23 protein-coding genes and 1 other RNA gene are annotated in these 21,934 nt (G+C 61.5%); 13 read left to right on the forward strand and 11 right to left on the reverse strand.

Going from position 1 to position 21,934, the window contains the following annotated elements; genetic code table 11:
- The first annotated feature begins 268 nt into the window (after nt 1-268).
- From B9A19_RS15900 to B9A19_RS15915, 4 genes are all read left to right on the forward strand, one after another.
- Nucleotides 269-1,891 (forward strand): ArnT family glycosyltransferase, encoded by a 1,623-nt coding sequence (locus B9A19_RS15900; RefSeq protein ID WP_084091985.1) that lies wholly within the window; start codon nt 269-271, stop codon nt 1,889-1,891.
- Between the two features lie 75 nt (nt 1,892-1,966).
- Nucleotides 1,967-4,051 (forward strand): O-linked N-acetylglucosamine transferase, SPINDLY family protein, encoded by a 2,085-nt coding sequence (locus B9A19_RS15905; protein ID WP_084091987.1) that lies wholly within the window; start codon nt 1,967-1,969, stop codon nt 4,049-4,051.
- Between the two features lie 9 nt (nt 4,052-4,060).
- Nucleotides 4,061-4,999 (forward strand): cation diffusion facilitator family transporter, encoded by a 939-nt coding sequence (locus tag B9A19_RS15910; protein ID WP_084091989.1) that lies wholly within the window; start codon nt 4,061-4,063, stop codon nt 4,997-4,999.
- 11 nt (nt 5,000-5,010) lie between these two features.
- A complete protein-coding gene (locus B9A19_RS15915; RefSeq protein ID WP_084091991.1) occupies nt 5,011-5,643 on the forward strand; it encodes an HD domain-containing protein in 633 nt (210 codons plus the stop codon).
- A gap of 2 nt (nt 5,644-5,645) precedes the next feature.
- On the opposite strand, the gene B9A19_RS15920 is transcribed toward B9A19_RS15915, so the two are convergent.
- From B9A19_RS15920 to B9A19_RS15940, 5 genes are all read right to left on the reverse strand, one after another.
- A complete protein-coding gene (locus tag B9A19_RS15920; protein WP_084091993.1) occupies nt 5,646-6,215 on the reverse strand; it encodes a hypothetical protein in 570 nt (189 codons plus the stop codon).
- Nucleotides 6,196-8,811: a carbohydrate-binding protein gene (locus B9A19_RS15925; protein ID WP_139798907.1), complete on the reverse strand. Its 2,616-nt coding sequence runs from the start codon at nt 8,809-8,811 to the stop codon at nt 6,196-6,198. The genes B9A19_RS15920 and B9A19_RS15925 overlap by 20 nt, the downstream gene beginning before the upstream one ends.
- 393 nt (nt 8,812-9,204) lie before the next feature.
- The gene (locus B9A19_RS15930; RefSeq protein ID WP_176216970.1) at nt 9,205-9,822 is read right to left on the reverse strand and encodes a peptidylprolyl isomerase; all 618 of its coding nucleotides are present in this window, start codon (nt 9,820-9,822) and stop codon (nt 9,205-9,207) included.
- Between the two features lie 114 nt (nt 9,823-9,936).
- Complete coding sequence (locus B9A19_RS15935; protein WP_139798908.1) at nt 9,937-10,656, reverse strand: hypothetical protein; 720 nt, start codon at nt 10,654-10,656, stop codon at nt 9,937-9,939.
- Nucleotides 10,610-11,551 (reverse strand): formate/nitrite transporter family protein, encoded by a 942-nt coding sequence (locus B9A19_RS15940; protein WP_176216971.1) that lies wholly within the window; start codon nt 11,549-11,551, stop codon nt 10,610-10,612. Before B9A19_RS15940 ends, B9A19_RS15935 begins: the two co-directional genes overlap by 47 nt.
- Before the next feature lie 199 nt (nt 11,552-11,750).
- Between B9A19_RS15940 and B9A19_RS15945 the strand changes: the two genes are divergently transcribed.
- Nucleotides 11,751-12,287 carry a DUF2127 domain-containing protein gene (locus tag B9A19_RS15945; protein WP_217807093.1) on the forward strand — a complete coding sequence of 179 codons (537 nt, stop codon included), beginning with the start codon at nt 11,751-11,753 and terminating at the stop codon, nt 12,285-12,287.
- Nucleotides 12,284-12,823, forward strand: coding sequence for a DUF1697 domain-containing protein (locus tag B9A19_RS15950; RefSeq protein ID WP_084092002.1), 540 nt, complete (start codon nt 12,284-12,286; stop codon nt 12,821-12,823). The genes B9A19_RS15945 and B9A19_RS15950 overlap by 4 nt, the downstream gene beginning before the upstream one ends.
- Before the next feature lie 28 nt (nt 12,824-12,851).
- Here B9A19_RS15950 and B9A19_RS15955 read toward each other — a convergent pair whose 3' ends face one another.
- Nucleotides 12,852-13,616 (reverse strand): RNA methyltransferase, encoded by a 765-nt coding sequence (locus tag B9A19_RS15955; protein ID WP_084092004.1) that lies wholly within the window; start codon nt 13,614-13,616, stop codon nt 12,852-12,854.
- 275 nt (nt 13,617-13,891) lie between these two features.
- Here B9A19_RS15955 and B9A19_RS15960 point away from each other — a divergent pair, with 275 nt between their 5' ends.
- Nucleotides 13,892-14,674, forward strand: coding sequence for an inositol monophosphatase family protein (locus B9A19_RS15960; RefSeq protein ID WP_084092006.1), 783 nt, complete (start codon nt 13,892-13,894; stop codon nt 14,672-14,674).
- Between the two features lie 177 nt (nt 14,675-14,851).
- Here the strand turns inward: B9A19_RS15960 and smpB are convergent, their stop codons facing one another.
- On the reverse strand, nt 14,852-15,307 hold the full coding sequence (gene smpB / locus B9A19_RS15965) for an SsrA-binding protein SmpB (protein ID WP_084092008.1): 456 nt from the start codon (nt 15,305-15,307) through the stop codon (nt 14,852-14,854).
- A 51-nt stretch (nt 15,308-15,358) separates the two neighbouring features.
- On the opposite strand from smpB, the gene B9A19_RS15970 reads away from it, so the two are divergent.
- The 6 genes from B9A19_RS15970 (at nt 15,359) to B9A19_RS15995 (ending at nt 18,714) form a co-directional block, all read left to right on the forward strand.
- Nucleotides 15,359-16,372 carry an asparaginase gene (locus tag B9A19_RS15970; RefSeq protein ID WP_176216972.1) on the forward strand — a complete coding sequence of 338 codons (1,014 nt, stop codon included), beginning with the start codon at nt 15,359-15,361 and terminating at the stop codon, nt 16,370-16,372.
- A 49-nt stretch (nt 16,373-16,421) separates the two neighbouring features.
- Nucleotides 16,422-16,519, forward strand: an RNA gene (gene ffs, locus B9A19_RS15975) — signal recognition particle sRNA small type.
- Between the two features lie 270 nt (nt 16,520-16,789).
- Nucleotides 16,790-17,341, forward strand: coding sequence for a septation protein A (locus B9A19_RS15980; RefSeq protein ID WP_084092012.1), 552 nt, complete (start codon nt 16,790-16,792; stop codon nt 17,339-17,341).
- Between the two features lies 1 nt (nt 17,342).
- Nucleotides 17,343-17,645 (forward strand): YciI family protein, encoded by a 303-nt coding sequence (locus tag B9A19_RS15985; RefSeq protein WP_084092014.1) that lies wholly within the window; start codon nt 17,343-17,345, stop codon nt 17,643-17,645.
- A complete protein-coding gene (locus tag B9A19_RS15990; RefSeq protein WP_084092016.1) occupies nt 17,645-17,905 on the forward strand; it encodes a BolA family protein in 261 nt (86 codons plus the stop codon). Before B9A19_RS15985 ends, B9A19_RS15990 begins: the two co-directional genes overlap by 1 nt.
- Nucleotides 17,906-17,943: 38 nt before the next feature.
- A complete protein-coding gene (locus B9A19_RS15995) occupies nt 17,944-18,714 on the forward strand; it encodes a peptidylprolyl isomerase (RefSeq protein ID WP_084092018.1) in 771 nt (256 codons plus the stop codon).
- A gap of 65 nt (nt 18,715-18,779) precedes the next feature.
- Here B9A19_RS15995 and B9A19_RS16000 read toward each other — a convergent pair whose 3' ends face one another.
- The 4 genes from B9A19_RS16000 to B9A19_RS16015 all read right to left on the reverse strand — a co-directional run bounded on the left by B9A19_RS16000 (nt 18,780) and on the right by B9A19_RS16015 (nt 21,923).
- Nucleotides 18,780-19,139, reverse strand: coding sequence for a hypothetical protein (locus B9A19_RS16000; RefSeq protein WP_139798909.1), 360 nt, complete (start codon nt 19,137-19,139; stop codon nt 18,780-18,782).
- A gap of 185 nt (nt 19,140-19,324) precedes the next feature.
- A complete protein-coding gene (locus B9A19_RS16005; protein ID WP_084092022.1) occupies nt 19,325-20,041 on the reverse strand; it encodes an ABC transporter ATP-binding protein in 717 nt (238 codons plus the stop codon).
- Complete coding sequence (locus tag B9A19_RS16010) at nt 20,038-20,814, reverse strand: ABC transporter ATP-binding protein (RefSeq protein WP_084092024.1); 777 nt, start codon at nt 20,812-20,814, stop codon at nt 20,038-20,040. The genes B9A19_RS16005 and B9A19_RS16010 overlap by 4 nt, the downstream gene beginning before the upstream one ends.
- Nucleotides 20,811-21,923 carry an ABC transporter permease subunit gene (locus B9A19_RS16015; RefSeq protein WP_084092026.1) on the reverse strand — a complete coding sequence of 371 codons (1,113 nt, stop codon included), beginning with the start codon at nt 21,921-21,923 and terminating at the stop codon, nt 20,811-20,813. Before B9A19_RS16015 ends, B9A19_RS16010 begins: the two co-directional genes overlap by 4 nt.
- Nucleotides 21,924-21,934 lie beyond the last annotated feature (11 nt).

The raw sequence follows: 21,934 nt of genomic DNA on the forward strand, positions 1-21,934 counted from the left end.
CGCAGCGGCCGAGTGCGCGGGAATGTACGAATTGTGTAAAGGTCCTGCAACAATCCGGAAGTACAATTATCTTTGCGGAAATCTTATTCAAATTTCCAATTGGCATAAGGATATGCACCTTTTTTGGTAAGCATGTTTATTGTAATTTGTAAAAAACAAGCTACACTTTGCCGCCTTCCCAACACCGGCAGCTCTGCTGCAGCCTTGCTTTTTCATGCATATCAAACAACCGGAATTATTGGGATTCTCTTTTAAAAACAGTGCACAGATGCACTGGACCTTGGGCTTGCTCCTGCTGGGGGCGCTCTACTATTTCATGCCCGGGCTGGTGGGGCGCGACCCCTGGAAGCAGGATGAAACTTACACGTTCAGTATGATACTGAACCTGCTGCAGGGGCGTGACTGGGTGGTCATGCACGTGGCCGGCGAGCCCTTCATGGAAAAACCGCCCCTGTATTACTGGAGTGCGGCCTTGCTGGCCAAGCTGCTTTCCGGCGTCTTGCCCTTGCATGATGCGGCCCGGCTGACCAGTGGTGCCTATATGGTGGCCGCATTTGCCGTGCTGGGTGAATCGATGTGGCGCGCCTGGGGGCGGCAGGGGGCGGTGGTCTGCTGTCTTGCACTCGCCGCGTGCCCGTCGCTGATGCTGCATGGTCATTGCATGATTACCGATACGGCACAGTTCTTCGGTACCACGCTGGTACTGGCCGGCCTGCTGCGCGCGCATGAGCCGGGCAGGGTGCAAGGCGCTTTACTGGGACTGGGTTTGCTTGTAACCCTGCTAACCAAGGGGTTGTTGATCCCAGGGGTGACCGTGATTACCGGCATGGGCCTGGCTGCACTGTCCCGCCAATGGCGCAACAAACAATATCTGCGCCACTGGCTCATGGCGCTGGCCATTGCTATCCCCTTGGGGGCCATCTGGCCGACCCTGCTGTATCTGCGCTCGCCGCAACTTTTTTATGACTGGTTCTGGCTGAACAACATCGGCCGCTTCCTGGGTTTTGCCGTACCCATCCTCGGTGCGGCAACCGAGCCCGCTTATTTCCTGCGTTCGGTGCCCAGCTTTGCTTTTCCGGTTTTACCGCTGGCGTTGTGGTCGCTGTGGGTGTCGCGCAGGCAATGGAACACCCCGCGTATCCTTGTGCCGGGTCTGTTTGCCTCGGTGATTTTCTTTACCTTGTCGATGTCGGCATCAGCCCGGGCGCTGTATGCATTGCCGCTGTTGGCTCCGCTGGCCATGCTGGCCTTTCCGGCCGTGATTGATCACGGCGGCCGTGTTGACCGCATCATCCGCTATCTGAGCCTGATACTGTTTGGTGCACTGGCGATTTTTGTTGCGGTTGTTTGGGGTTATGGGTTGCTTGTTGGCCATATGCCGGAATGGGAGTGGCTGGTACGTATGCTGCCCTCCAGTCACCAGCCACCACTGCAGCCGCTGGCTTGCGTTGTAGCGCTGGTTGCTGCCGCATTGTGGGTTGCTGCGGCAGTGTTTACTCGTGGTTGCTTTGCCAGCGGTCTGATGAGCTGGACAGCCGGTTTGATGCTTTTGTGGACGCTGGCCATGACGCTATGGTTGCCTTGGCTGGATGAAGCCAAGAGTTATCGCCAGGTGATGGTGGATATCCGGACCGCAATGGCTGACAATCCCGGTTGCGTGGCCAGTCTTGGCCTGGGTGAATCCGAGCGTTCCATGCTGCACTATTTTGGCCGCACGATCACCAAAAGGGTGGAGCTGCAACATGATGCCTTGGGTGAATGTCGCTACCTGCTGATCGAGGATACTTACCGTGATCCGATCCAGACCCCGGATGGCAGCTGGTTGCCGATCTGGAGCGGGACACGTATTGGCGACCAGAACGAGCGCTTCAGGTTGTATACCGCGGGTTGATATCGCTTGCGCAGCTTGGCCGCCGCGGTGCCGTGATAGCATCTGGTTCCAGTTGACCGCCCGGTTCACAACAGCATGTCCATAATCAACCAGCAGCAACCCGATGCATTGCAAATTGCACTGCATCACCATCGCAATGGCCAACTAGCCCAGGCCGAAGCCATTTACCGGCAGATTCTTGCCGTGCTGCCTCATCACCCCGACGCGAACTATCTGCTTGGCCGTCTGGCGCTGCAATGCGGCCAGCCTGGCGAGGCGGTACGGTTGGCCCAACGCACAATTGCTGCCATGACTGCGGGTTCGATGCTGTATGCCTTGCTGGGGGAGGCACAGGTGCAGCTGGGGCAGCATGAGGCTGCGATTGCTGCCTATCGCACTGCCCTGCAGTTGCAACCGGATCTTTTGGATGCCTGGCTTGAGTTAAGCCAGCTGCTGGCTGCTTTAGGTCGGCACGATGAGCTGATTGACGCCTATCAGCATATTCTGGTGCTGCGGCCCGACATGGCAGCAGTGCATAACAATCTGGGCAGCCTGTACAAGGATGCCGGCAATGTGCGTGCAGCACTGCCTTGCTGCCGTGCCGCCGCGGCCAACGAACCGTCGCAACCGGTATTCCAGTTCAATCTGGCCAATGTGTGCTGGGAGCTGGGCGAGCTGGCCGAGGCCGAAACGGCATACCGCCGCACGCTTGAACTGGGCATGGCCGATGCCGTGGTTTGGAGCAGTCTGGGCGGTGTGCTGCAAGCGCTGAAAAAACCGGACGAGGCGCTCGACTGCTGGCGCAAGGCCATCGCGCTGGACCCTGCTGACGCCGATGCACGCATGCAGCTGGCGCATTTGCTGCAGCAACGCTGTCAATGGGACGAGCTGGCGACGCATATCGCACCGCTGCGCCAATCGCTCACGCAGCCGGTGACCCCGCGCAATCTGTTCTCGCCGTTTTCGTTTCTGGTGCTGCCGGAAACGACGGCCGCCGAGCACCGCCTTTGTGCCGAGCGCTGGGCGCACAATCGCTATGCCGGAATTGCCCCGTTGTCTGCCGCGCCTGCCCGGGTTGCCGGCAGCAAGATACGCTTGGGCTATCTGTCGGCCGATTTCCACGATCACGCCACGGCGCAACTGATGGCCGAGGTATTCGAGCTGCACGACCGCGAGCGCTTCGAGGTGCATGCGTTTTCCTGCGGGCCGGATACCAGCGATGCGATGCGCCAGCGCCTGCAGCGTGCCTTCGATACGTTTACCGATGTCCGCGACGATGCCTTTGTCGATGCCGCGCGCAAGATACGCGAGCGCGGCATCGACATCCTGATCGACCTCAAGGGCTATACCGAAAACGGCCGGCCGGCCATCCTGGCCCATAGGCCGGCGCCGATACAGGTCAACTATCTGGCCTATCCCGGCACCATGGGCGCACCCTTCATCGACTATCTGCTGGCTGACGAATACATCGTTCCACCGGATGCGGATGCGCTGTACAGCGAGCAGGTCATCCGCCTGCCGGCTTGCTACCAGCCCAATGACAGGCAGCGTGCCTTGCCGCAAGCGCGGCAACGCAGCGATTGCGGTCTGCCCGATGATGGCGTGGTGTTCTGCAGTTTCAACCACACCTACAAGATCACCCCCGGTATTTTCGATATCTGGTGTGGACTGTTGCGCGAGGTACCGGGCAGCGTGCTGTGGCTGCTGGCCAGTAATGATGCAGCTGTTGCCAATCTGCAGCGCGAGGCAGAGAAGCTTGGTGTTGACGCTGGCCGCCTGATTTTTGCCCCCGCCTTGCCGCATGCCGAGCATCTGGCGCGGCTGCAATGCGCTGATCTGTTTCTGGATTCCCTGCCGGTCAACGCGCACACGAGCTGCAGCGACGCGCTGTGGGTGGGCGTGCCGGTAGTGAGCTGCAGCGGTGCGGCCTTTGCCTCGCGCGTGGCGGGCAGCCTGCTGCGTGCCATGGGTGTGCCCGAGCTGGCCACCACCACACTGGCTGGGTATCAGGCGCTGGCGCTCGATCTGGCGCGTGATCCGGCCCGCAGGCTGGCCTTGCGCGGGCAGCTGGCCGCTGCGCGTACATCGGCGCCCTTGTTCGACAGCGTGCGCTTTACCCGCCAGCTTGAGGATGCCTACGCAAAGATGTTGGCACTGCACGCCGACGCAAGCCTGATTTGAGGAGCTGATGTGAACTTTGTTTCTGACGATGACCCGGAAGACAGCCCGCTGTCGCTGGCCGAGCGCGCTGCCGCTGCATCGCGCAGCACATGGGTGAGTGTGATCGTCAACGTGGTGCTGACCATCGCGCAGATCGTGGTCGGCCTGTTGGCCAAGTCACAGGGTCTGGTGGCCGATGGCATCCACTCGCTGTCTGACCTGATTTCGGATTTTGTGGTGCTGCTGGCCAGCCACCATGCGCGCAAGGATGCCGATCAAGATCACCCGTATGGCCATCAGCGCTTCGAGAACGCGGCGTCGCTGGCGCTGGGTGGCTTGCTGCTTGCCGTTGGCGTGGGCATGGTGTGGACGGCGGTGCGCAAGCTGGAGTACCCGGAGCTGGTGCAGCAAGTGCACCCGGTGGCGCTGTGGGTGGCCGGCGCGGCGCTGGTCGCCAAGGAATCGCTGTTCCGCTACATGCTGGCGGTGGCGCGGCGGGTCAAATCCAGCATGCTCGTTGCCAATGCCTGGCATGCCCGCTCTGATGCCTTGTCGTCACTGGTGGTCGGTGCAGGGCTGGTGGGCAATCTGGCCGGCTACCCCATCCTCGACCCGATTGCCGCGCTGGTGGTTGGCGGCATGGTCGGCAAAATGGGCTGGTCGTTTGCGTGGGATGCGTTGAACGACCTGATGGATCGCGCTGCCGACGATGAAGAAGTGGCTGCCATCCACGCCACGCTGTGCGAAACGCCCGGCGTGCAGGGTGTGCACGATGTACGCACGCGCAAGATGGGCGACATGATCGTGGTGGATGCGCATATCGAGGTCGACGCCACCATCAGTGTCGAAGCCGGGCACGATATCGCCGTGGAGGCGAGGCGACGAGTGATGGCACGGCATAGAGTGCTCAACCTGATGACCCATGTCGATCCGTGGCACCGGCCGGATGGGGATCACGCCGCAGGTTGAGGCAGGGCGGGATGATGAACGATGCAAGCGCAGGGTTAGACTGGCAAGGTGCATGGCAGCAGGCCTGGGCCGACCTGAGTGTGCCTACGCCTGATGCTGCGCTGCGCGACACGCTATTACAGCGTTATGCCGAACCGCAGCGCCACTACCACACGCAACAACATCTGGCCGAATGCCTGAGCCATTTCGCCGCCACACGTGATCTGGCGCAACGACCGGGTGAGGTGGCGCTGGCGCTCTGGTTTCACGATGCGGTCTATGCGGTACGCGGGCAGGACAACGAGCAGCAAAGTGCCGATTGGGCGCGGGCGGTGGTCCTGGCTGCCGGTGTGGATGCTGCCGCAGCGGAGCGTATCCATGCGCTGATCATGGCCACTTGCCATCGCGCCACGCCGCAAGCGCCGGATGCGCAATTGCTGGTTGATATCGATCTGGCCATTCTGGGGGCAGATGAGGCGCGCTTTGCCGAGTACGAGCAGCAAATCCGCCGTGAATACCGCTGGGTGCCGGGGCTGTTGTACCGGCTCAAGCGGCGCGAAGTGCTAGCCTCGTTTGCCAGCCGCCCGCGCATTTTCAGCACCGATTATTTCTTTTCCAGGCTGGAGGCGACAGCGCGCGCCAATCTGCAGCGCGCGCTGGCCTGAACCTAAGGCGATACCGGGCAACGGCCGTGCCGCAGTTGCCCGATCAGCCAGTCTGCTTGCGGTACGTCTTCATCGGCTACGTCCGGGCTGGCAGGGCGCGGTGTGCGTACATCCACCAGCTGCACGCAGAGCGCGGTGCCGGGCAATCGCAGCGCTTGTGCGACCAGCGGCGCCAGCAGCCGGCCCTTGCCGACGTCCAGTTTTGCCCCATCGCGCCAGACAAAGCGCACGCCGGGCAGCAACAGCATCTCGGGTTTCGCTGCCTTGATGGCTGCGGCCCAGAGACGGCCATTCTGCTTGATGTCCAGCCGGGTTGCCGGCCCGGCGGGGTGATCCAGCCGTTGCAGCGTCATCACACTGCCGGCCGGCACAGGGCCGCTTGCCCATGGTGCAATGTGGATGGTGCGTCCCTCTGCCTGCAGTTGCAGGCTGCCAGCCTGCAACTGTGCCGAGCTGAGCGCGGCGCTGAACGGGCTGGCGATGTCGCCATCCAGTTGCAGCGGCCCGGCAAAAACCGGCGCTGCGGTCAGCAGCAGCGCCAGTCCAAGCCGTTTAGTCGTCTTGCTGGGCACGCGGGTTATCGCGGCGCAGTTCGTCGAAGAAGTGCTTGTGCGGTACGTCTTCATCCGATTCCTCGTGCTTGTCGTGCATGAAGGAGCGCGTACGCACCGTCTTCATGTCGCCCTTGTTGCGCCACTGACGCAGGCTGCGCAACTGGCTGTCACCGGTCGAGCCGGAGGCCGTATCGGCAAAGCTCAGCTGCAGGTTGGCCCAATCATTGAAGTCGTTCAGCGTACCCAAAGTGCTGTCTGCATTCAGGTCCAGCGCATAGCTGCCGGCGTTCAGCGAAAGGCTGTTGTTCCAGTCGGCATACACGCCGCTTTGCGCGCCACGCCCGATCAGGTCGGACTCCAGCAGGGCATTTTCGTTCAACGCCTTGCCACTGCCGTCCGAGTAGTCGATGCGATAGCTGGCACCGCACGGACCACCTTCCAGGCCGCAACTGCTCAGGTTGTGGTAGCCCTTGTTGTAGTAGTAACGCTGAATCGCGCTCTCCGAGGTCGGATCACTGCCCAGGCCCTGTAACTGATACAGGTAGTTCATGATGCTGTAGTAGTTGGGCTTGTAGTTGGTGTTCTCGTTGCCGCCGTGGCGCAGGCCAAGGTTGTGGCCCAGCTCGTGCATGATGGTGCCGGCCTGATAGTTGATCAGCTTGTAGCGGCTGCTGCTGGTCGAGCTGTTCAGGCCCCATTTTCCCAAGGCCACAAGCACGTCATTGCCGCCGATTTCCGCCACGCCGGACGAACCGGCGCTGCCATCGGCATTGCGGCTGCTGCCCACCAGCAGGTAGTGGAAAATCTGCCGGCGGCGGATATCCATGCTGCTGGCCTTGTAGTCGGCCAATGCCACACAACCGCTGGGCGGGCTGAGGTCGACGCAGCTGGCGTAGGTCACCTGCTTGCCGCCACCGAGGTTGAAGTCGGCCGGACTGAAGCTGCTGCTGTACAGATTGCCCACGTCGAAGAACACGCCGTAGCCGCGCTTGGCAAACGCAGCCGTCACAGCCTGCAGCGCTTCGCGCTGTGGCTTGATGCCTTCATCGGTGCTTTGCATGTAATCCACCTGGATCAGGATGTCCGGGTGGCCGGCACGCACGCCGATGCTGTACAAATCGAGGCCGCCATAGGTACCGCCTGCTACTTCGGCGGTGTCGGGAATGCCGTCGTCGTCGTCATCGCGCGCATCGGCTGGCACGTCGTTGCGGCCACCCGGGGTCGAGAACGGTGCGACGATCCAGTCTGCCGCGCTGTGCGTGTTGCTGGCTTGCGTGTAGTAGCGTACCAGCGACTTGCCATAGACGGCCGGAATGGCGCTGGCGCTGTTGCCGGTCCAGGCGCCGGTGGTCAGCGGGGCGGCGCTGCTGCTGCCGAAGCGCACGAAATCGACGGTCTGGCCGTTGCGGGTCAACTCGATTGCACCGGCGCTGCTGGTCCAGTACGGCGCACCGCTGCTGCCGGTCACGTATTGAATCTGGCTGGTATTGGCTTGGCCGGTGCCGCTGCTCGATTTGGCTGCGACCACCATGAAGCCCTTGGCCGGTACGCTGCCGCTCAGCGCAAAGTCGCTCGGCGTGCTGCTGCTGGATGTACGCACGCGTGCATTCACGCCGCTGAGCGATACCGCTGCATCGGTGGGGTTGTAGATTTCGAACCAGCTGCCGGTACCGCTCGGGTCGCTGGAGACCTCGTTGATCCACAGCGTACCGCTGCTTGGTGCCGGTGTCGGTGTTGCAGTAGGGACTGGCGTCGCAGCCGGTGCAGGTGTGGCGGTCGGTGTCGCTGTTGGCACCGGGGTGGCTGTAGGTTTGGGCGTAGCGGTTGCCGCAGGCGTAGGTGTGGCCATCGGCGCAGGCGTTGCTGTCGGCTGGGGTGTTGCGGTGGGCTTGGGCGTTGCCGTGGCTACTGGTGTCGGCGTAGCACTGGGTAGTGGTGTTGCCGTTGGCGCAGGCGTGGCTGTTGGCTTGGGTGTTGCGCTAGGGGCAACGGTCGCGGTCGGTGTCGGCGCAGATGTAGTCGCCGAGCAGGCGCCCAGATCGGTCCACGGTTTGCCGCTGCCGGTAGGGCCTGAATTGGTGGCCGGGTCGTTGCCCTGCGTCCACCAGTTGGCCTGATAAGTGTGTCCATTCCGGCTGACCTTGCTGCCGCTCAGGTAGGCGGTCGCGGCATTCCATTCTGCCGCGCTGCAGCCGGTGGTGCCGGGTGTTGCGGTCGCGGTCGGCGCGCTGGTCGGTGTTGCCGTCGGCAGCGGTGTGGCGGTTGCTGCGGGTATAGGCGTCGCTGTTGGCTTGGGGGTCGGCGTAGCGGCAGGGGCAAGCGTCGCAGTCGGTGTTGCTGTGGGTGCTGGTGTGGCGGTCGGCTTTGGCGTTGCTGTCGGGGCCGGTGTGGCGCCGGCGCTGGCGCCCAGATCCTGCCACAGCGTCGGCGTGGTGCTCGGATACCAGCCCGCGCCGGTGTAGGCGGTGTGTGTTGCCTGGCACTTGTAGTCGTGACCCAGATAGGAAACGATCGTCCCAGCGGTGTAGGTGCTGCCTTCCTGCCAGGCGGGATAGGCGGCATAGGCATGGCTTGCCGCCGTGGCCAGCAGGGCCACGCTCAGATAATGCTTCATCTCGTCCATCTTCCTTGGTTTGGTATTGTCGCCCGGTTTTTATGGTGGTGCGGGCTGTGCGGGCGATTGTAAGGAAATGCTGATGGAATGGATAGTTTTAGTGCGGACAAATTTGTCTTTTTGCGACAAACGGCCCGTATCATGCCGGCCGGGCCATTGCGTTGCCTGTCGAGTGCCGCGATAAACCAATCCCGGACGCGTACCCGCGTGATGGTAGCCACCCCAGCATGCCGCTACCTGCTTGATCATCAAGGTTTTTTGGGCTGGCGCGGTGGCTGGCTTGGTCAGGGGGCTGTGTGGGGTGGGAGTCGCCTTGGACTGCACCCGGCTGCGTGACAGGGACAACGACCGCTTTTGTCGCCAAGCAACCCGCCGCAGCCCGGTACCGGCAGGCTATTTGCGTTTGCAGCTACGCAGATAATCCAGTTGCGGAAAGTTTTTCTGCAGATAGGCTGCACCATCGGCTGCAGCGATTTTCTGCGGGTCCGGCCCGTGGCCCCAAGGCGGCATGTCGCCATAGCCGGTGTTGAACTGGCCCAAGACCTTGTCCAGCGACGGGCCGCTCACATAGCCGATCGGTGCTTCCCACGGCTGGGTGCCGAGTGAATCGACTTTTTCGCCCAGTGTGAAGAACAGGTGATTGGTGCGACTGCCGGGGCCACTGCCGGCAAAGCTGATATAACCGCGCTTGAAGCTGCGCCGTGCCGGCTGCAGCGGGTCGTCGGCCAGCGGCACGTAGCTCTTGGCGTCCTTGCTCGGCGGTACGGTGCCGAACTGGCACAGGAAGCCGTTCACACAGCGGAACAGCGGCACATCCTTGAAGAATCCGTCATCGACCATCTGCGCGAAGCGCGCGGCACCCAGTGGCGCCCAGGTCGGCTCGATGGTGATGTCGAGATCGCCCTTGGTGGTCTTGCACTGCACCTTGATCGCCGGTGGCTTGGCGGTCTGGGCATAGCCGCTGCTACAGAAGGCGAGGGCAAGCAGGGTGGCGGTCAGGATGGGCTTCATGGCAATACCGTGGCGGGGCAACAGGGGAATCGTGCCATCGTCGGGGGCCGGAGGCGATGGCGTCAAGCGCATGGGCCACATGCGGCACGCTTGTGGCGAATACTCAACACCAAATTACTGAATAAGTCTCTCGACGAAATAGCCTTCGCAACTGGAAAATTCCATCTCCGGCGGATAGTTCGTACGCCAACGAGATTCATACTCAAGCGCACGTGCACGGCCTTGCGACGGCAGAGCCTCAATCTCTGCCCGCCGTTGAACCTCGGTGATAATGCGGGACAGATTGCTGAACGTAATCCACGGTGGTCCACAATATTCACTCAGGTATTGGCATACCGTTTGGTAGCTTTCACCCTCCCAGATCATTTCAGTTGCCCCAGAGGCTCGCGTGGCATTGTCGCCGAGATAGATCGCAGTCGTGGAGCGAGCAAGAGGAGCTAGCTGCAGCAGCCACTGTCGAAGCTGGCGATGCACTGCCGGCCGCTCTGCAGCCCATTGAAGCCGAACCGGCGTACCTATCATCAAGGCGCCACGGTTTGCGTGAAGTGAATACAGAGTAGGCCAGCCAGCTGTTGACGCGTCTAATTCCAGATTCGGATGTGCTTCATCTGCGCCCTGCAGGATCAGCAGTCCCTCGTTCCGATTGCCACCAACTGCAAAGGTCCAGGTTGTAGAAGTGATCTCCGCAGTGGCCTCTTGCTTGTGTGGGGAGGGCAAATCGCTGATTGCAAGCCTGGGCGGCGCACTGATGTCTCTATTCAGCAGTGCGTCTAGTCGCAGGAGCTCATCATCTGATAGCCCGTGATCCAGAATCACCATCAAATTCACACCCAAGAATCTCCTCCTGCAAAGGGTTGCTTTCGCGCAGCGTCTCTGGTTGATGTGCAAATTGCTTGTCCTGCCGGTTGGTGGCGCGATCCACGTTAACCGTGGCCACCGCTGCAGGTGCGCTGTACAGCCAAGCATACGGCAGGCCAACCATGATTGCACCGCCGACAATATTGCCCAAGGTGGCTGGAATGAGGTTGTGGATGATGAAGTCGCCAGTTGTTACATCAAGGCCGGCCAGCATGGCCGCAGGCACGAAGAACAGGTTGGCGATACTGTGCTCCATGCCCAGTGCGACGAAGGCCATCACTGGCAGCCAGATGCCCGCCATGCGTCCCAGTGTGTCCTTGGCCGAATAGCCCTGCCAGGCGGCGATGCAGACCAGCATATTGGCCAGCACGCCCTTCATGAAAACCACCATGAAGGGCTGATCCAGCTTGTGTGCCGCCAGCTTTTGCACAAAAACGGCTGCGGGCTGGCTGGCGTCGAGCAGCCCGGTGAGGTGGGCAAAGCAATACGCCGTAAACAGCGCGCCAAGCAAGTTGCCGGCGTAGGATAGCGCCCACACGCGCAAGACCTCCCGCCCGGCGATGCGCCGCCTGAACCACGGCACCATTTGCGTGGCGCAGTTGGAGGTGAACAGATCGGCGCCGGTCAGTACCACGGCAATGAAGCCGACCGGAAAGACCGCGCCGAACAGCAGCTTGGCGAGGCCGGGGTTCTGCGCCGCCAGGGTGCCGGCCCCTCCTGCGATGACCAGCGCCAGCAGCGCCCCTACCGCGATATAGACCCCACCGAGAAAGGCCATCACCACAAGACGCGGCGCGCTCAGCCCAGCCTTGGCGCGGGCCGTGTCGTCGATGTAGTCAACCAGGGCAGGTGGGGTCAGTAGCTGGGGCATGATAGGCTCGCAAGGCGGCGCACCGGGGCGCGGGCAGTGCCGGATGGCACATGAGGCCATCATGCCCGCCCGGGGCATGACGCTGCTTGCGACAGATCAAGACCGGCGCGAAATAGCCGCTGATTTGTACGGCGGGTATGGATTTTTAACCGGCAGGCCGCATTGTGCTGAGTGTGCCGTGATGGCCGCAGGAGACATCGTGACCCGGATAGCAGAATTCAATGCCCGCCATGCCGAGGAAATGCGCGCCATGCCCTCGCGGCGGCGGCGCACACTGCGGGCGATTGCGATTTTCGAGGCGGTAAAGGGCGTTCTGGCGCTGGCTGGCGCCATTGGCCTGCTCAGTCTGTTGCATCACGATCTGCGCCATGTGGCACTGGAGGTGATTGGCTGGTTCAAGCTCAATCCAGCGGGGCAGCATCCGATGATGCTGTTGCACTACGCCGATGTGCTGAACCAGACCAATCCTTATGCCTTGATCGGGCTGGCGGCCGGCTATGTATCGATCCGGCTGGCCGAGGCTTATGGACTGTGGTTCGACCTGGCCTGGGCCGAGTGGCTGGGCGCGCTGTCGGGGGCGCTCTATCTGCCGTTTGAAATCCATCACCTGTTGGTGCATCCGCACTGGAGCAGCGTATTGATCCTGCTTGGCAACCTGTTGGTGGTGGCTTATTTGGGCGTGCAGCTCTGGCGCCGTCGACAGGTGCATCACGCCATGGCTGGGTCGCAAACATGAGGCATGCGGCGTTCTTCCGCAATCTAAACCTTGGCCGGACACACGCCCCGAACCGGACCCAGTTTGAGGCCGCATTCCACGATGCTGGCAGCGACTTTGCTGCCTCCTTCCTGACCAACGGCACCATGGTCTTCGAGGCCGCCGATGCGACTGATGCGCAGGCCTTGGTTGAACGGGCGATTGCACGGCTGGTCGCCGTTTGCGGCCTGCGCGAGCCAGCACTGGTGCGTGATCTGCCATATCTCGCCCGGCTGGTTGCCAGCGATCCGTTTGCAGACGTTGATCGCGCCACGGTCTACGACTGCTATGCCACCTTCATGTCACCGCAGGTGCTGATCGGTGCCGATACGCCGCACCGCAATGCCAAGGGTGATGTGGAAGTACTGCGCTATACCGCAGGCGAGGCATTGACGCTGGCGCGCCAGTTCGGCGCCAGCCCCGGCAGCCCGAATGCCTTCATTGAAAAGCAGTTCGGCCTGCCGGCGACCACGCGGGCGTGGAACACGGTTGTACGGCTGGTGGCGAAATTTGCTTGATGCGGGCGGTATTACCGGTGCTGCTTGATCAGCTGCGCTGATCTTCCCCTGGCAGCGGCTTGCGGTCGAACTCGACCGCTGCGCGACAAACCCCACGCAAGATATCCACTTCCTCCCGCTCCAGCTGCGCGCGCAAAAACAGCCGGCGCAGACGCGGCATCAGCCGCTTGGGCGCGTGCGGTTTGAGAAAGTTGATCCGGATCAGCGTTTCTTCCAGGTGCACCAGAAAGCGCTCGACGTAATCGTGATCGGCCAGCTCGCGCTTTTCTTCCAGATAGCTCACATCATCGAGCAGGCTGGCGCGCAGCTCATAAGTGAGCACCTGCACCGCCTGTGCCAGATTCAGGCTGGAATAATCCGGATTGGTGGGGATGGTGACCAGCCGGTTGCATTGCTGCACTTCATCAATGGTCAGCCCGCTGGTTTCCGCGCCGAACAACAGGGCGATTTCGCCGCCTTGCTGTGCTTCGCCCAGCAGCTCCGGCACCAATTGGCGCGGCGTATGCAATGGTTGCACCAGCTCGCGCCGACGCGCCGTCATCGCCACCTGCAAGGTGGTGCCGGCCAGCGCTTTTTCGACGCTATCGACTACCACGGCATTCTCCAGCACATCGTTGGCGCTGCTGGCCAGCGAGGTCGCCACCTCGGATGGAAACTCCTTGGGGTTGACCAGATACAGCCTGGACAGCCCCATGGTTTTCATTGCCCTTGCGGTTGAGCCGATATTGCCGGGATGGCTGGTGTGCGAGAGCACGACGCGGATGTTGTGGAGGCAATCGGTGGGGCTGGACATGGGTGGGCAGGGCGGAAACAAAGTCGTCATTTTACCCGGCATCGTTGCCGCCTGCCTGCCCGGGTGACGAAACTGCAGCCGGTTGCTGCCAAACCGGCAATACCCCGGTAGAATGGCGGCCAGTTGATTTGATCTCGATCTTTAGAAGCTGAACGGGCCAGGGTTTTACGCCAGACCCCGCCCGCGACACCGCTGCATCGTTTTTGTAGACCACCCGTCCATGACGGTGTGGGCGGTTTTGTTGTTTCAGCTTCGCTCATAACAGGAAAACCGCCATGCATCCGATGCTCAATACGGCCGTACGTGCCGCCCGCCGCGCCGCCTCCGTCATCCAGCGCGCGTCCAACAATCTGGACGTGATCACCGCCGAGAAGAAAGGCCACAACGATTTCGTTTCCGAAGTCGACCGCGCTGCCGAGCAGGCCATCATCGAAACCATCCTCGAAGCGTATCCCTCGCATGCGATCCACGCCGAGGAATCGGGCAATCGCGGCAATTCCGAATACACCTGGATCATCGATCCGCTTGATGGCACCACCAACTTCCTGCACGGTTTTCCGCAATACGCCATTTCGATTGCGCTCGAACACAAGGGCGTGATTACCCAGGCCGTGGTCTACGACCCGAACCGCAACGATCTGTTTACCGCCACCCGTGGCGTGGGCGCCTTCCTGAATGACCGCCGCATCCGTGTCTCCAAGGCACGCGAGCTGTCCGAGGCGCTGATCGGTACCGGTTTCCCGTACACCAACTTCAACAACCTCGACGTCTACCTGAACATCTTCCGCGACATGGCGCAGAAGGCCGCCGGCGTGCGCCGCCCGGGCGCTGCCGCGCTGGATCTGGCCTATGTGGCCTGCGGTCGCTTTGATGGCTTCTTTGAATTCGACCTCAAGCTGGTCGATATCGCTGCCGGCACACTGCTGGTGCAGGAAGCGGGCGGTCTGGTTACCGACCTGAAGGGCGAAGAAAAGTATCTGGAATCGGGCGATGTGCTGTGCGGTACGCCGCGCGTGTTCGGCCAGATGCTGCAACTGATCAGTAGCCACCTGAAGTAAGATCCGCGAACAAAACCCTGCTGGCTGCGTTGCGCTCACTTGCCGCACGACTGGTACTGTCTGCGTTTCGCGCGCCTTGCCAGCACCGCTGCGTTGGGCTTTGTTGGCGGCTCAGCGCTGCGAAGTAAAAAAGGGGCCGCTGGCCCCTTTTTCATCGCGCGTAACTCAGGCGTGGCATCAGCCGCGCTTGTTGTGCTCGCGCGCCAGGCGTTGTTTCTCGCGATGCCATTCGCGGTCTTTCTCGCTCTCGCGCTTGTCATGCACCTTCTTGCCCTTGGCAAGGCCGATTTCCAGCTTGATGCGGCCACGGGTGAAATGCATATTGAGTGCGGCCACGGTGTAACCCAGGCGGTCGACCTTGATCGACCATTTCTCGATTTCACGCTCGTGCATCAGCAATTTGCGGTTGCGCGTGGGGTCGGCATAGACGTGGGTGGACGTGCTGGCGAGCGGCGAGATGTGCGAGCCTACCAGCCAGAAATCACCCTTGAGGAATACCACATACGATTCCTTGAGCTGCACGCGGCCGGCGCGGATCGACTTCACTTCCCAGCCTTCCAGCATCAGGCCCGCCTCAAGGCGATCCTCGATGAAGTAGTCGTGAAAGGCTTTGCGATTATCGACAATAGTCATTGAATGAACTGCAGTTTGCGTAGGCAAAACGCAATTGTAACGGAGGCAGCAATGTCCTTGCTTGTGATTTACACCGGCGGCACGCTGGGCATGCGCGCCGGCCCGCAAGGGCTGGCACCGGCGCCAGCCTGGCTGAGCGGGTTGCTGGCCGAGCATTATCCGGGCCTGACGGTGCGCGAGTACACGCCGCTGCTCGATTCCAGTGCCATGGGGCCGGCCGATTGGAATCGTATCGGCAGCGATATTGCAGCGCATGCCGATCAATTTGACGGCTTTGTGGTGTTGCACGGCACCGATACGCTGGCGTGGACCGCATCGGCCCTGTCTTTCATGCTGCAGGGCTTGGGCAAACCAGTGGTGCTGACCGGGGCCATGCTGCCGTGGGAGGTCGATGGCAGTGACGCGCCGGGCAATGTGGCGGCTGCACTGGCGCTGGCGCAGGACGGGCGGATGCAGGAGGTAGCGGTGGTGTTTGCCGGTGTCGCCTATCGCGGCTGCCGCGTGCGCAAGGTGGATTGTGAGGCAGCCGCAGCGTTTGCCAGCCCGAATGCGCCGGCACTGGGGCGCTTCGACCCGCAAGCGGAACGCTGGCAGCTCACGCGGCAGTCATCAACGCCGGGCGGTGATATTGCGCCGGCATTCCGCTTCCAGCCCGTTGCCGACTATGCCCGTATCGTGCAACTGGCGCTGGCACCCGGGCATACGCCCGCAGCGCTGGCCGGCTTGCTGCAGCCTGATCTGCTGGATGGCGTGGTGTTGCAGAGCTTTGGCGCCGGCAATCTGCCAGACCCCCCGGTTCTGCTGGCCGCGCTGGCGCGGTGCGCTGGCCGCGTTCCCTTGGTCAACCTGAGCCTGTGCCCGCAAGGGCGAACCACGCCGGGCCAGTATGCGGCCGGTAGCGCGCTGGCGGCGCTGGGCGTGTGGGACGGTGCGGACATGACGCCCGAAGCGGCGCTCGCCAAACTGTACTGGCTAGCCGGGCAGGGGCTGGATTTGCCGGCCCGGCGGGCTTTGTTTGAACGCGATCTGCTCGGCGAGCGGGGCGAGATATCGCAATTGCGATAATCACCGCGGCGGAAATATCTCCTTTGTGATATAGTCCCGCTTCTTCGATGGCGGGTCTCCCCGCATGGATAGAATGTGAACCTGGTCAGGTCCGGAAGGAAGCAGCCACAGCATTTGATGCCAGTGCCGGGGGTCAGGCTCGCCACCCCAATACCCGCAACGGGGCCGGTTTATCCGGCCCCGTTGTCATTTCCGCGCTCGCTGCGCGCATTGTTGATCCCGGTCAAGTCGGCCCGGATGGCGATGGCGCAGAATCACTCTCACGCAAGCATCTGCTGCGTGTAGCTCCAGTGAACTTCAGCGCCGCATGACCCCATGCGGCGTTTTTTTGCCCGCCGTGGGCAAATTCACCCGCAGGCCGCTTGTTTCACCGGTACAGCCGCCGCATAATGCGCCATCTTCAGCTAACGTGCTGCCATGAAGTTCCTGTTCGATCTGCTCGCTGTCCTGCTGTTTTTCGGCGCCTACCTGATTACCAAAGATATCTACATTGCTACCGAGGTGGCGATGGTGACTGCTGCGCTGCAGGTGGGTTTCGTCTATCTGCGTCACCGCAAGGTCGAGACCATGCTGCTGATCAGCTCTGGCATGATTCTGGTGCTGGGTGCGCTGACGCTCTATCTGCACAATCCACTGTTCATCAAGTTCAAGCCGACCGCCGTTTACTGGCTGTTTGCCATCGTGCTGGGCGGTTCGTGGCTGCTGCGCGGCAAGAACCTGATCAAGCTGATGCTTGAAAAACAGCTCGCCATGCCCGATTTGATCTGGACCCGGCTCAATTGGGCCTGGGCAACGTTTTTTCTGCTGCTGGGCGTGCTCAACCTGTTTGTGGCGCTGCGCTTTACCGAGGCGCAGTGGGTCAATTTCAAGGCCTATGGCACCACCGGGCTGATCTTTGCATTTGCGATTGCGCAAAGCATTTACCTGGCGCGGCACGTGCAAGAGCTGCCCGGCCAAACCAAGGAATAACATGCCGCTTTACGTCATCATCGGTACCGACCGCGCAGACAGCCTGCAAGACCGGCTGGCCAACCGCCCGGCTCATCTGGCGCGGCTGGAGCAACTGAAGCTTGAGGGCCGTCTGGTGCTGGCTGGCCCGTTTCCGTCCATCGACAGCGTGGACCCCGGCCCGGCCGGTTTCTCGGGCAGCCTGATCGTGGCCGAGTTTGCTTCGCTGGATGCCGCGCAGGCGTGGGCCGAGGCTGATCCATATCGCAGTGCCGGCGTGTACACCGATGTCGTCGTCAAGCCGTTCAAGCACGTGTTACCCTGATGCGCTTGGAAGACGAAATCAGACAGCGGTTGGCTGCACTCTCACCCGATTCGGTCGAGTTGTATGACGATAGCGCTGCCCATGCCGGCCACGCCGGCAATCGGGGTGGTGGTCATTATGATCTGGTGATCGTGGCTGCTGTCTTTGCCGGACAAAACGCGCTGCAGCGCCACCGTACCGTGTACGGTGTGCTGGGCGACCTGATTCCAGACCGGGTGCATGCGCTGAGCGTGAAAGCATATGCCCCCGGCGAACTTTGAACCATTCACGCGTGTTTACCAAACAAAGGAACGATTCAATGCGTTATCCCAAAAGTCTTGCGCTGATTCTCTCGCTCAGCGCAGCCGCTGTCATGGCCGGCAACGTGGCCACCGTCAACGGCGTTGGCATTTCCGATGCCAAGGTTGACTTCTATGTGAAGCAGGAAACCGAGCGCGGCCAGAAGGACAGCCCGGAACTGCGCGCCAAGATCAAGGAAGCGCTGATTCGCGGTGAAGTACTGGCCCAGGAAGCGCAAAAGAAGGGTCTGGACAAGAACGCCGACGTGCAACAGGCACTGGACGCAGCTCGTCAACAGATCCTTGCCAACGCCCTGATCAAGGACTACGTGAAGGCCAACCCGGTTGCCGACGCTGACCTGAAGAAAGAGTATGACAAGGTCAAGGACGCGCAAGGCGGCAAGGAATACAAGGCTCGCCACATCCTGGTGAAGACCAAGGAAGAGGCTGATGCCATCCTGGCCGACCTGAAGAAGGGCAAGAAGTTTGATGACCTGGCCAAGGCCAAGTCGCAAGACCCGGGCAGCGGCAAGAATGGTGGCGATCTGGGCTGGGCGAACCCGAACGGTTTCGTGCCGGAATTCTCCAAGGCGCTGACCAGCCTGAGCAAGGGCAAAATCTCCGAGCCGGTGAAGACCCAGTTTGGCTGGCACATCATCAAGCTGGAAGACGTGCGCGAAGGCAAGTTCCCGTCGTTTGAAGAAGCCAAGGGCGAGATTCAGCGCGGCGTGCAAGGCGAGAAGATCCAGAAGTACGTGGAAGACCTGGCCAAGAACGCCAAGGTCAACTGATCGCTCTCTGCTGACCAACAAAAAACCCCGCTCAAGCGGGGTTTTTTGTTGGGACGAGCGCAGAATTACCTGGCTTGTGATGCCTGCGAGGCGTCTACCTTGGCGGTTTCGAACTTCCAGCGCTCGCTGATGACCGGGCTGCCCAGCTGGGCATCGCTGGCCTCGGGCTGATTGGCCGATTTCAGGCGGCCACGGATTTCGCCATAGCAGCGTGTACGCGTGGCTTCGTCGGCCGATTTGCCAGCGTAGAGCGCATCGCCACAATCGCCCAGCACGGTTTTGAACTGGTCGCGTGGCAGGTTCAGGATGGGGTTGCCGACTTCCACCACCGGCTGTGCGGGTTTGGCCGGGGCAGGGGGCTCGTCGCAGCCGGTCAGGGCGAGCGCCAAAGCAAGTGCCATCAAGGGCAGGGCCAAGCGATTCATGATCATCTCCTCAAGCATTTTGTTATTTGATGCGCAGTGCGCAAGCGGGTGATTGTATGACGATTCAAGCCTTGGTGCGAAGGGCTTGGCGTGCAGGTGTGCCGCGTGCGACAACCCGTGTGCACCCGCGGCCCGAAGCAAAAAAGAGCCGCAATGCGGCTCTTTTTGGGGTTGTCTGGACGGCTTTACTCGCCCAGGTAGGCCTTCTGGATGGCTTCGTTGGCCAGCAAATTCTCGGCGCTGTCGGCCAGCGTGATCTTGCCCGATTCCATCACATAGCCACGGTTGGCGGTTTGTAGTGCCAGCTTGGCATTCTGCTCCACCAGCAGCATGGTGACCCCCTCGGCAGCGATCATGCGGATGATCTCGAAAATCTTCTGCACGATGATCGGTGCCAGACCCATCGACGGCTCATCCAGCAGCAGCAGCTTGGGGCGGCTCATCATGGCGCGGCCGATGGCCACCATTTGCTGCTCGCCGCCTGACAGCGTGCCAGCCAGTTGCTTGTGGCGTTCTTTCAGGCGTGGGAACAGGCCGAACACGCGTTCGATATCGGCGGCAATTTCGGCCTTGTCATTGCGCACATAGGCGCCCATCTGCAGGTTTTCTTCCACGGTCAGGCGGCTGAAGATGCCACGACCTTCCGGCACCAGCACCATGCCTTCGCGCACATAGTCATACACCGGCAGCTTGTTGGTGGCGGCACCCTTGAACAGGATTTCGCCCTCGGCCGGCTTGACCATGCCGACCAGCGTTTTCAGGGTGGTGGATTTACCGGCGCCGTTGGCGCCGATCAGTGCCACCAGTTCACCAGGCTGGATTTCCAGATCGATACCCTTGACGGCATGAATGCCACCGTAGGCCACTTTCAGGTTCTTGATTTGCAGCAATGCTTGGCTCATTCGCTGGCCACTCCGAGATACGCTTCGATCACGCGCGGATCGTTCTTGACGACAGCCGGGACACCCTCGGCGATTTTCTTGCCATAGTCGAGCACGGCAATGCGGTCGCACAGGCCCATCATCAGCTTCACATCGTGCTCGATCAGCAGGATGGTGACGCCATCGCCACGGATTTTCTCCATCAGCGTTTTCAGTGCTGCGGTTTCGTTCGGGTTCATGCCGGCTGCCGGTTCATCCAGCGCCAGCAAGGTGGGGCGGGTGGCCAGGGCGCGGGCAATTTCCAGCCGGCGCTGATCACCGTAGGACAGATTGCGCGCCAGCTCCTGCTTGCGCTTGCCGATGCCGACATAATCGAGCAATTCCTCGGCGCGAGCCTTGATCGCGGCTTCTTCGGCCTTGGCGGCCGGGCTGCGCAGCACCGCGCCCAGCACGCCGGAACGAGTGCGCACATGCTGGCCGACCATGACGTTTTCCAGCGCGGTCATGTTGGCAAACAGGCGGATGTTCTGGAAGGTACGGGCAATGCCCGAATCCACCACCACATAGGGCTTCTGGCGGAACAGGTTCTTGCCGTTGAAGGTGAACTTGCCTTCGTCGGGCAGATAAAGGCCGGTCAACACGTTGAACAGCGTGGTCTTGCCTGCGCCGTTCGGGCCGATCAGGCCATAGATTTCGCCCTTGTTGATCGACAGCGTGACGTCGTTCAACGCATGCAGCCCGCCAAAGCGCTTGTGGATGCCCTGAATGCTCAGGAGGGTTTCAGCGGCGCTCATGCTGCGGCCTCCTTGTCGTGTTCATGGAATTCGGCTTTGCGGCGCTTGGATGGCCACAGACCCTCGGGGCGCAGCAGCATGATGATGATCATGGCCAGGCCGAAAATCAGCATGCGCAGGTTTTCCGGATCCAGTACGCGTTTGCCGAACAGGGCGTTCTGCACCGGGTTGATGATGTCACGCAGGATTTCCGGCGTGATCGACACGATGATGGCACCCAGAATCACACCCGGGATGTGGCCCATGCCACCCAGTACTACCATGCACAGCACCATGACCGATTCCATCAGTACGAAGGACTCCGGCGAGACAAAACCCTGGAAGCTGGCAAACAGCGCACCGGAGACGCCACCGAAGCTGGCGCCCATGGCAAAGGCCAGCAGCTTGATGTTGCGGGTATTGATGCCCATGGCGCTGGCGGCGATTTCGTCCTCGCGGATGGCAACCCAGGCGCGGCCGATGCGCGAATGCTGCAGGCGCAGGGTCACGAAAATGATCAGTGCGCAGAAGGCGAGGATCAGATAGTAGTAGGCATGCACGACCTCGAAGGTCAGGCCCAGCCACTGGATGGGCTTGCCGAAGTCGAGGCCGAACAGGTGCACCTTGGCAATGCCGTTGATGCCTTGCGGGCCGTTGGTGATGTTGATCGGGCGATCCAGATTGTTCATGAAGATACGCACGATTTCGCCAAAGCCCAGGGTCACGATGGCGAGGTAGTCGCCGCGCAGCTTGAGCGTGGGCGAGCCGAGCAGCACGCCGAACATGCCGGCCACCACGGCGGCCAGCAACAGCATGACCAGCAGCGGCGGATACATCATCCAGGCCGGCAGTACGGCTGCCAGATGCGGCGAGTTCAGAAAGGAATACAGGTAGGCGCCGACGGCGTAGAAGGCGATGTAGCCGAGGTCGAGCAGGCCGGCGTAGCCGACCACGATGTTGAGGCCCAGCGCCAGCATGATGTAGAGCAGCGCAAAGTCGACCGCGCGCAACCACGATTTGCCATTTTCGAAGCCACCGGACAGCACCCAGGGCAGCACGGCCAGCAGCAGGGCGAACGTGAGGATCGCGAACAGGCGCTGCTGGCGGGTTTTCAGGAAATCAAAAGCCATTGTTGTGTTCT

Origin of the sequence: Andreprevotia lacus DSM 23236, assembly GCF_900176275.1 — a bacterium.
In the GTDB taxonomy this organism is placed as follows: domain Bacteria; phylum Pseudomonadota; class Gammaproteobacteria; order Burkholderiales; family Chitinibacteraceae; genus Andreprevotia; species Andreprevotia lacus.

Bases quoted from the DNA above. Each gene is read 5' to 3' on its own strand.
- B9A19_RS15900 (WP_084091985.1), top strand. From the start codon at position 269: ATGCACTGGACCTTGGGCTTGCTCCTGCTGGGGGCGCTCTACTATTTC.
- B9A19_RS15905 (WP_084091987.1), top strand. From the start codon at position 1,967: ATGTCCATAATCAACCAGCAGCAACCCGATGCATTGCAAATTGCACTG.
- B9A19_RS15915 (WP_084091991.1), top strand. From the start codon at position 5,011: ATGATGAACGATGCAAGCGCAGGGTTAGACTGGCAAGGTGCATGGCAG.
- B9A19_RS15925 (WP_139798907.1), bottom strand. From the start codon at position 8,811: ATGAAGCATTATCTGAGCGTGGCCCTGCTGGCCACGGCGGCAAGCCAT.
- B9A19_RS15930 (WP_176216970.1), bottom strand. From the start codon at position 9,822: ATGAAGCCCATCCTGACCGCCACCCTGCTTGCCCTCGCCTTCTGTAGC.
- B9A19_RS15940 (WP_176216971.1), bottom strand. From the start codon at position 11,551: ATGCCCCAGCTACTGACCCCACCTGCCCTGGTTGACTACATCGACGAC.
- B9A19_RS15950 (WP_084092002.1), top strand. From the start codon at position 12,284: ATGAGGCATGCGGCGTTCTTCCGCAATCTAAACCTTGGCCGGACACAC.
- B9A19_RS15955 (WP_084092004.1), bottom strand. From the start codon at position 13,616: ATGTCCAGCCCCACCGATTGCCTCCACAACATCCGCGTCGTGCTCTCG.
- B9A19_RS15960 (WP_084092006.1), top strand. From the start codon at position 13,892: ATGCATCCGATGCTCAATACGGCCGTACGTGCCGCCCGCCGCGCCGCC.
- smpB (WP_084092008.1), bottom strand. From the start codon at position 15,307: ATGACTATTGTCGATAATCGCAAAGCCTTTCACGACTACTTCATCGAG.
- B9A19_RS15970 (WP_176216972.1), top strand. From the start codon at position 15,359: ATGTCCTTGCTTGTGATTTACACCGGCGGCACGCTGGGCATGCGCGCC.
- B9A19_RS15980 (WP_084092012.1), top strand. From the start codon at position 16,790: ATGAAGTTCCTGTTCGATCTGCTCGCTGTCCTGCTGTTTTTCGGCGCC.
- B9A19_RS15985 (WP_084092014.1), top strand. From the start codon at position 17,343: ATGCCGCTTTACGTCATCATCGGTACCGACCGCGCAGACAGCCTGCAA.
- B9A19_RS15990 (WP_084092016.1), top strand. From the start codon at position 17,645: ATGCGCTTGGAAGACGAAATCAGACAGCGGTTGGCTGCACTCTCACCC.
- B9A19_RS15995 (WP_084092018.1), top strand. From the start codon at position 17,944: ATGCGTTATCCCAAAAGTCTTGCGCTGATTCTCTCGCTCAGCGCAGCC.
- B9A19_RS16000 (WP_139798909.1), bottom strand. From the start codon at position 19,139: ATGAATCGCTTGGCCCTGCCCTTGATGGCACTTGCTTTGGCGCTCGCC.
- B9A19_RS16005 (WP_084092022.1), bottom strand. From the start codon at position 20,041: ATGAGCCAAGCATTGCTGCAAATCAAGAACCTGAAAGTGGCCTACGGT.
- B9A19_RS16010 (WP_084092024.1), bottom strand. From the start codon at position 20,814: ATGAGCGCCGCTGAAACCCTCCTGAGCATTCAGGGCATCCACAAGCGC.
- B9A19_RS16015 (WP_084092026.1), bottom strand. From the start codon at position 21,923: ATGGCTTTTGATTTCCTGAAAACCCGCCAGCAGCGCCTGTTCGCGATC.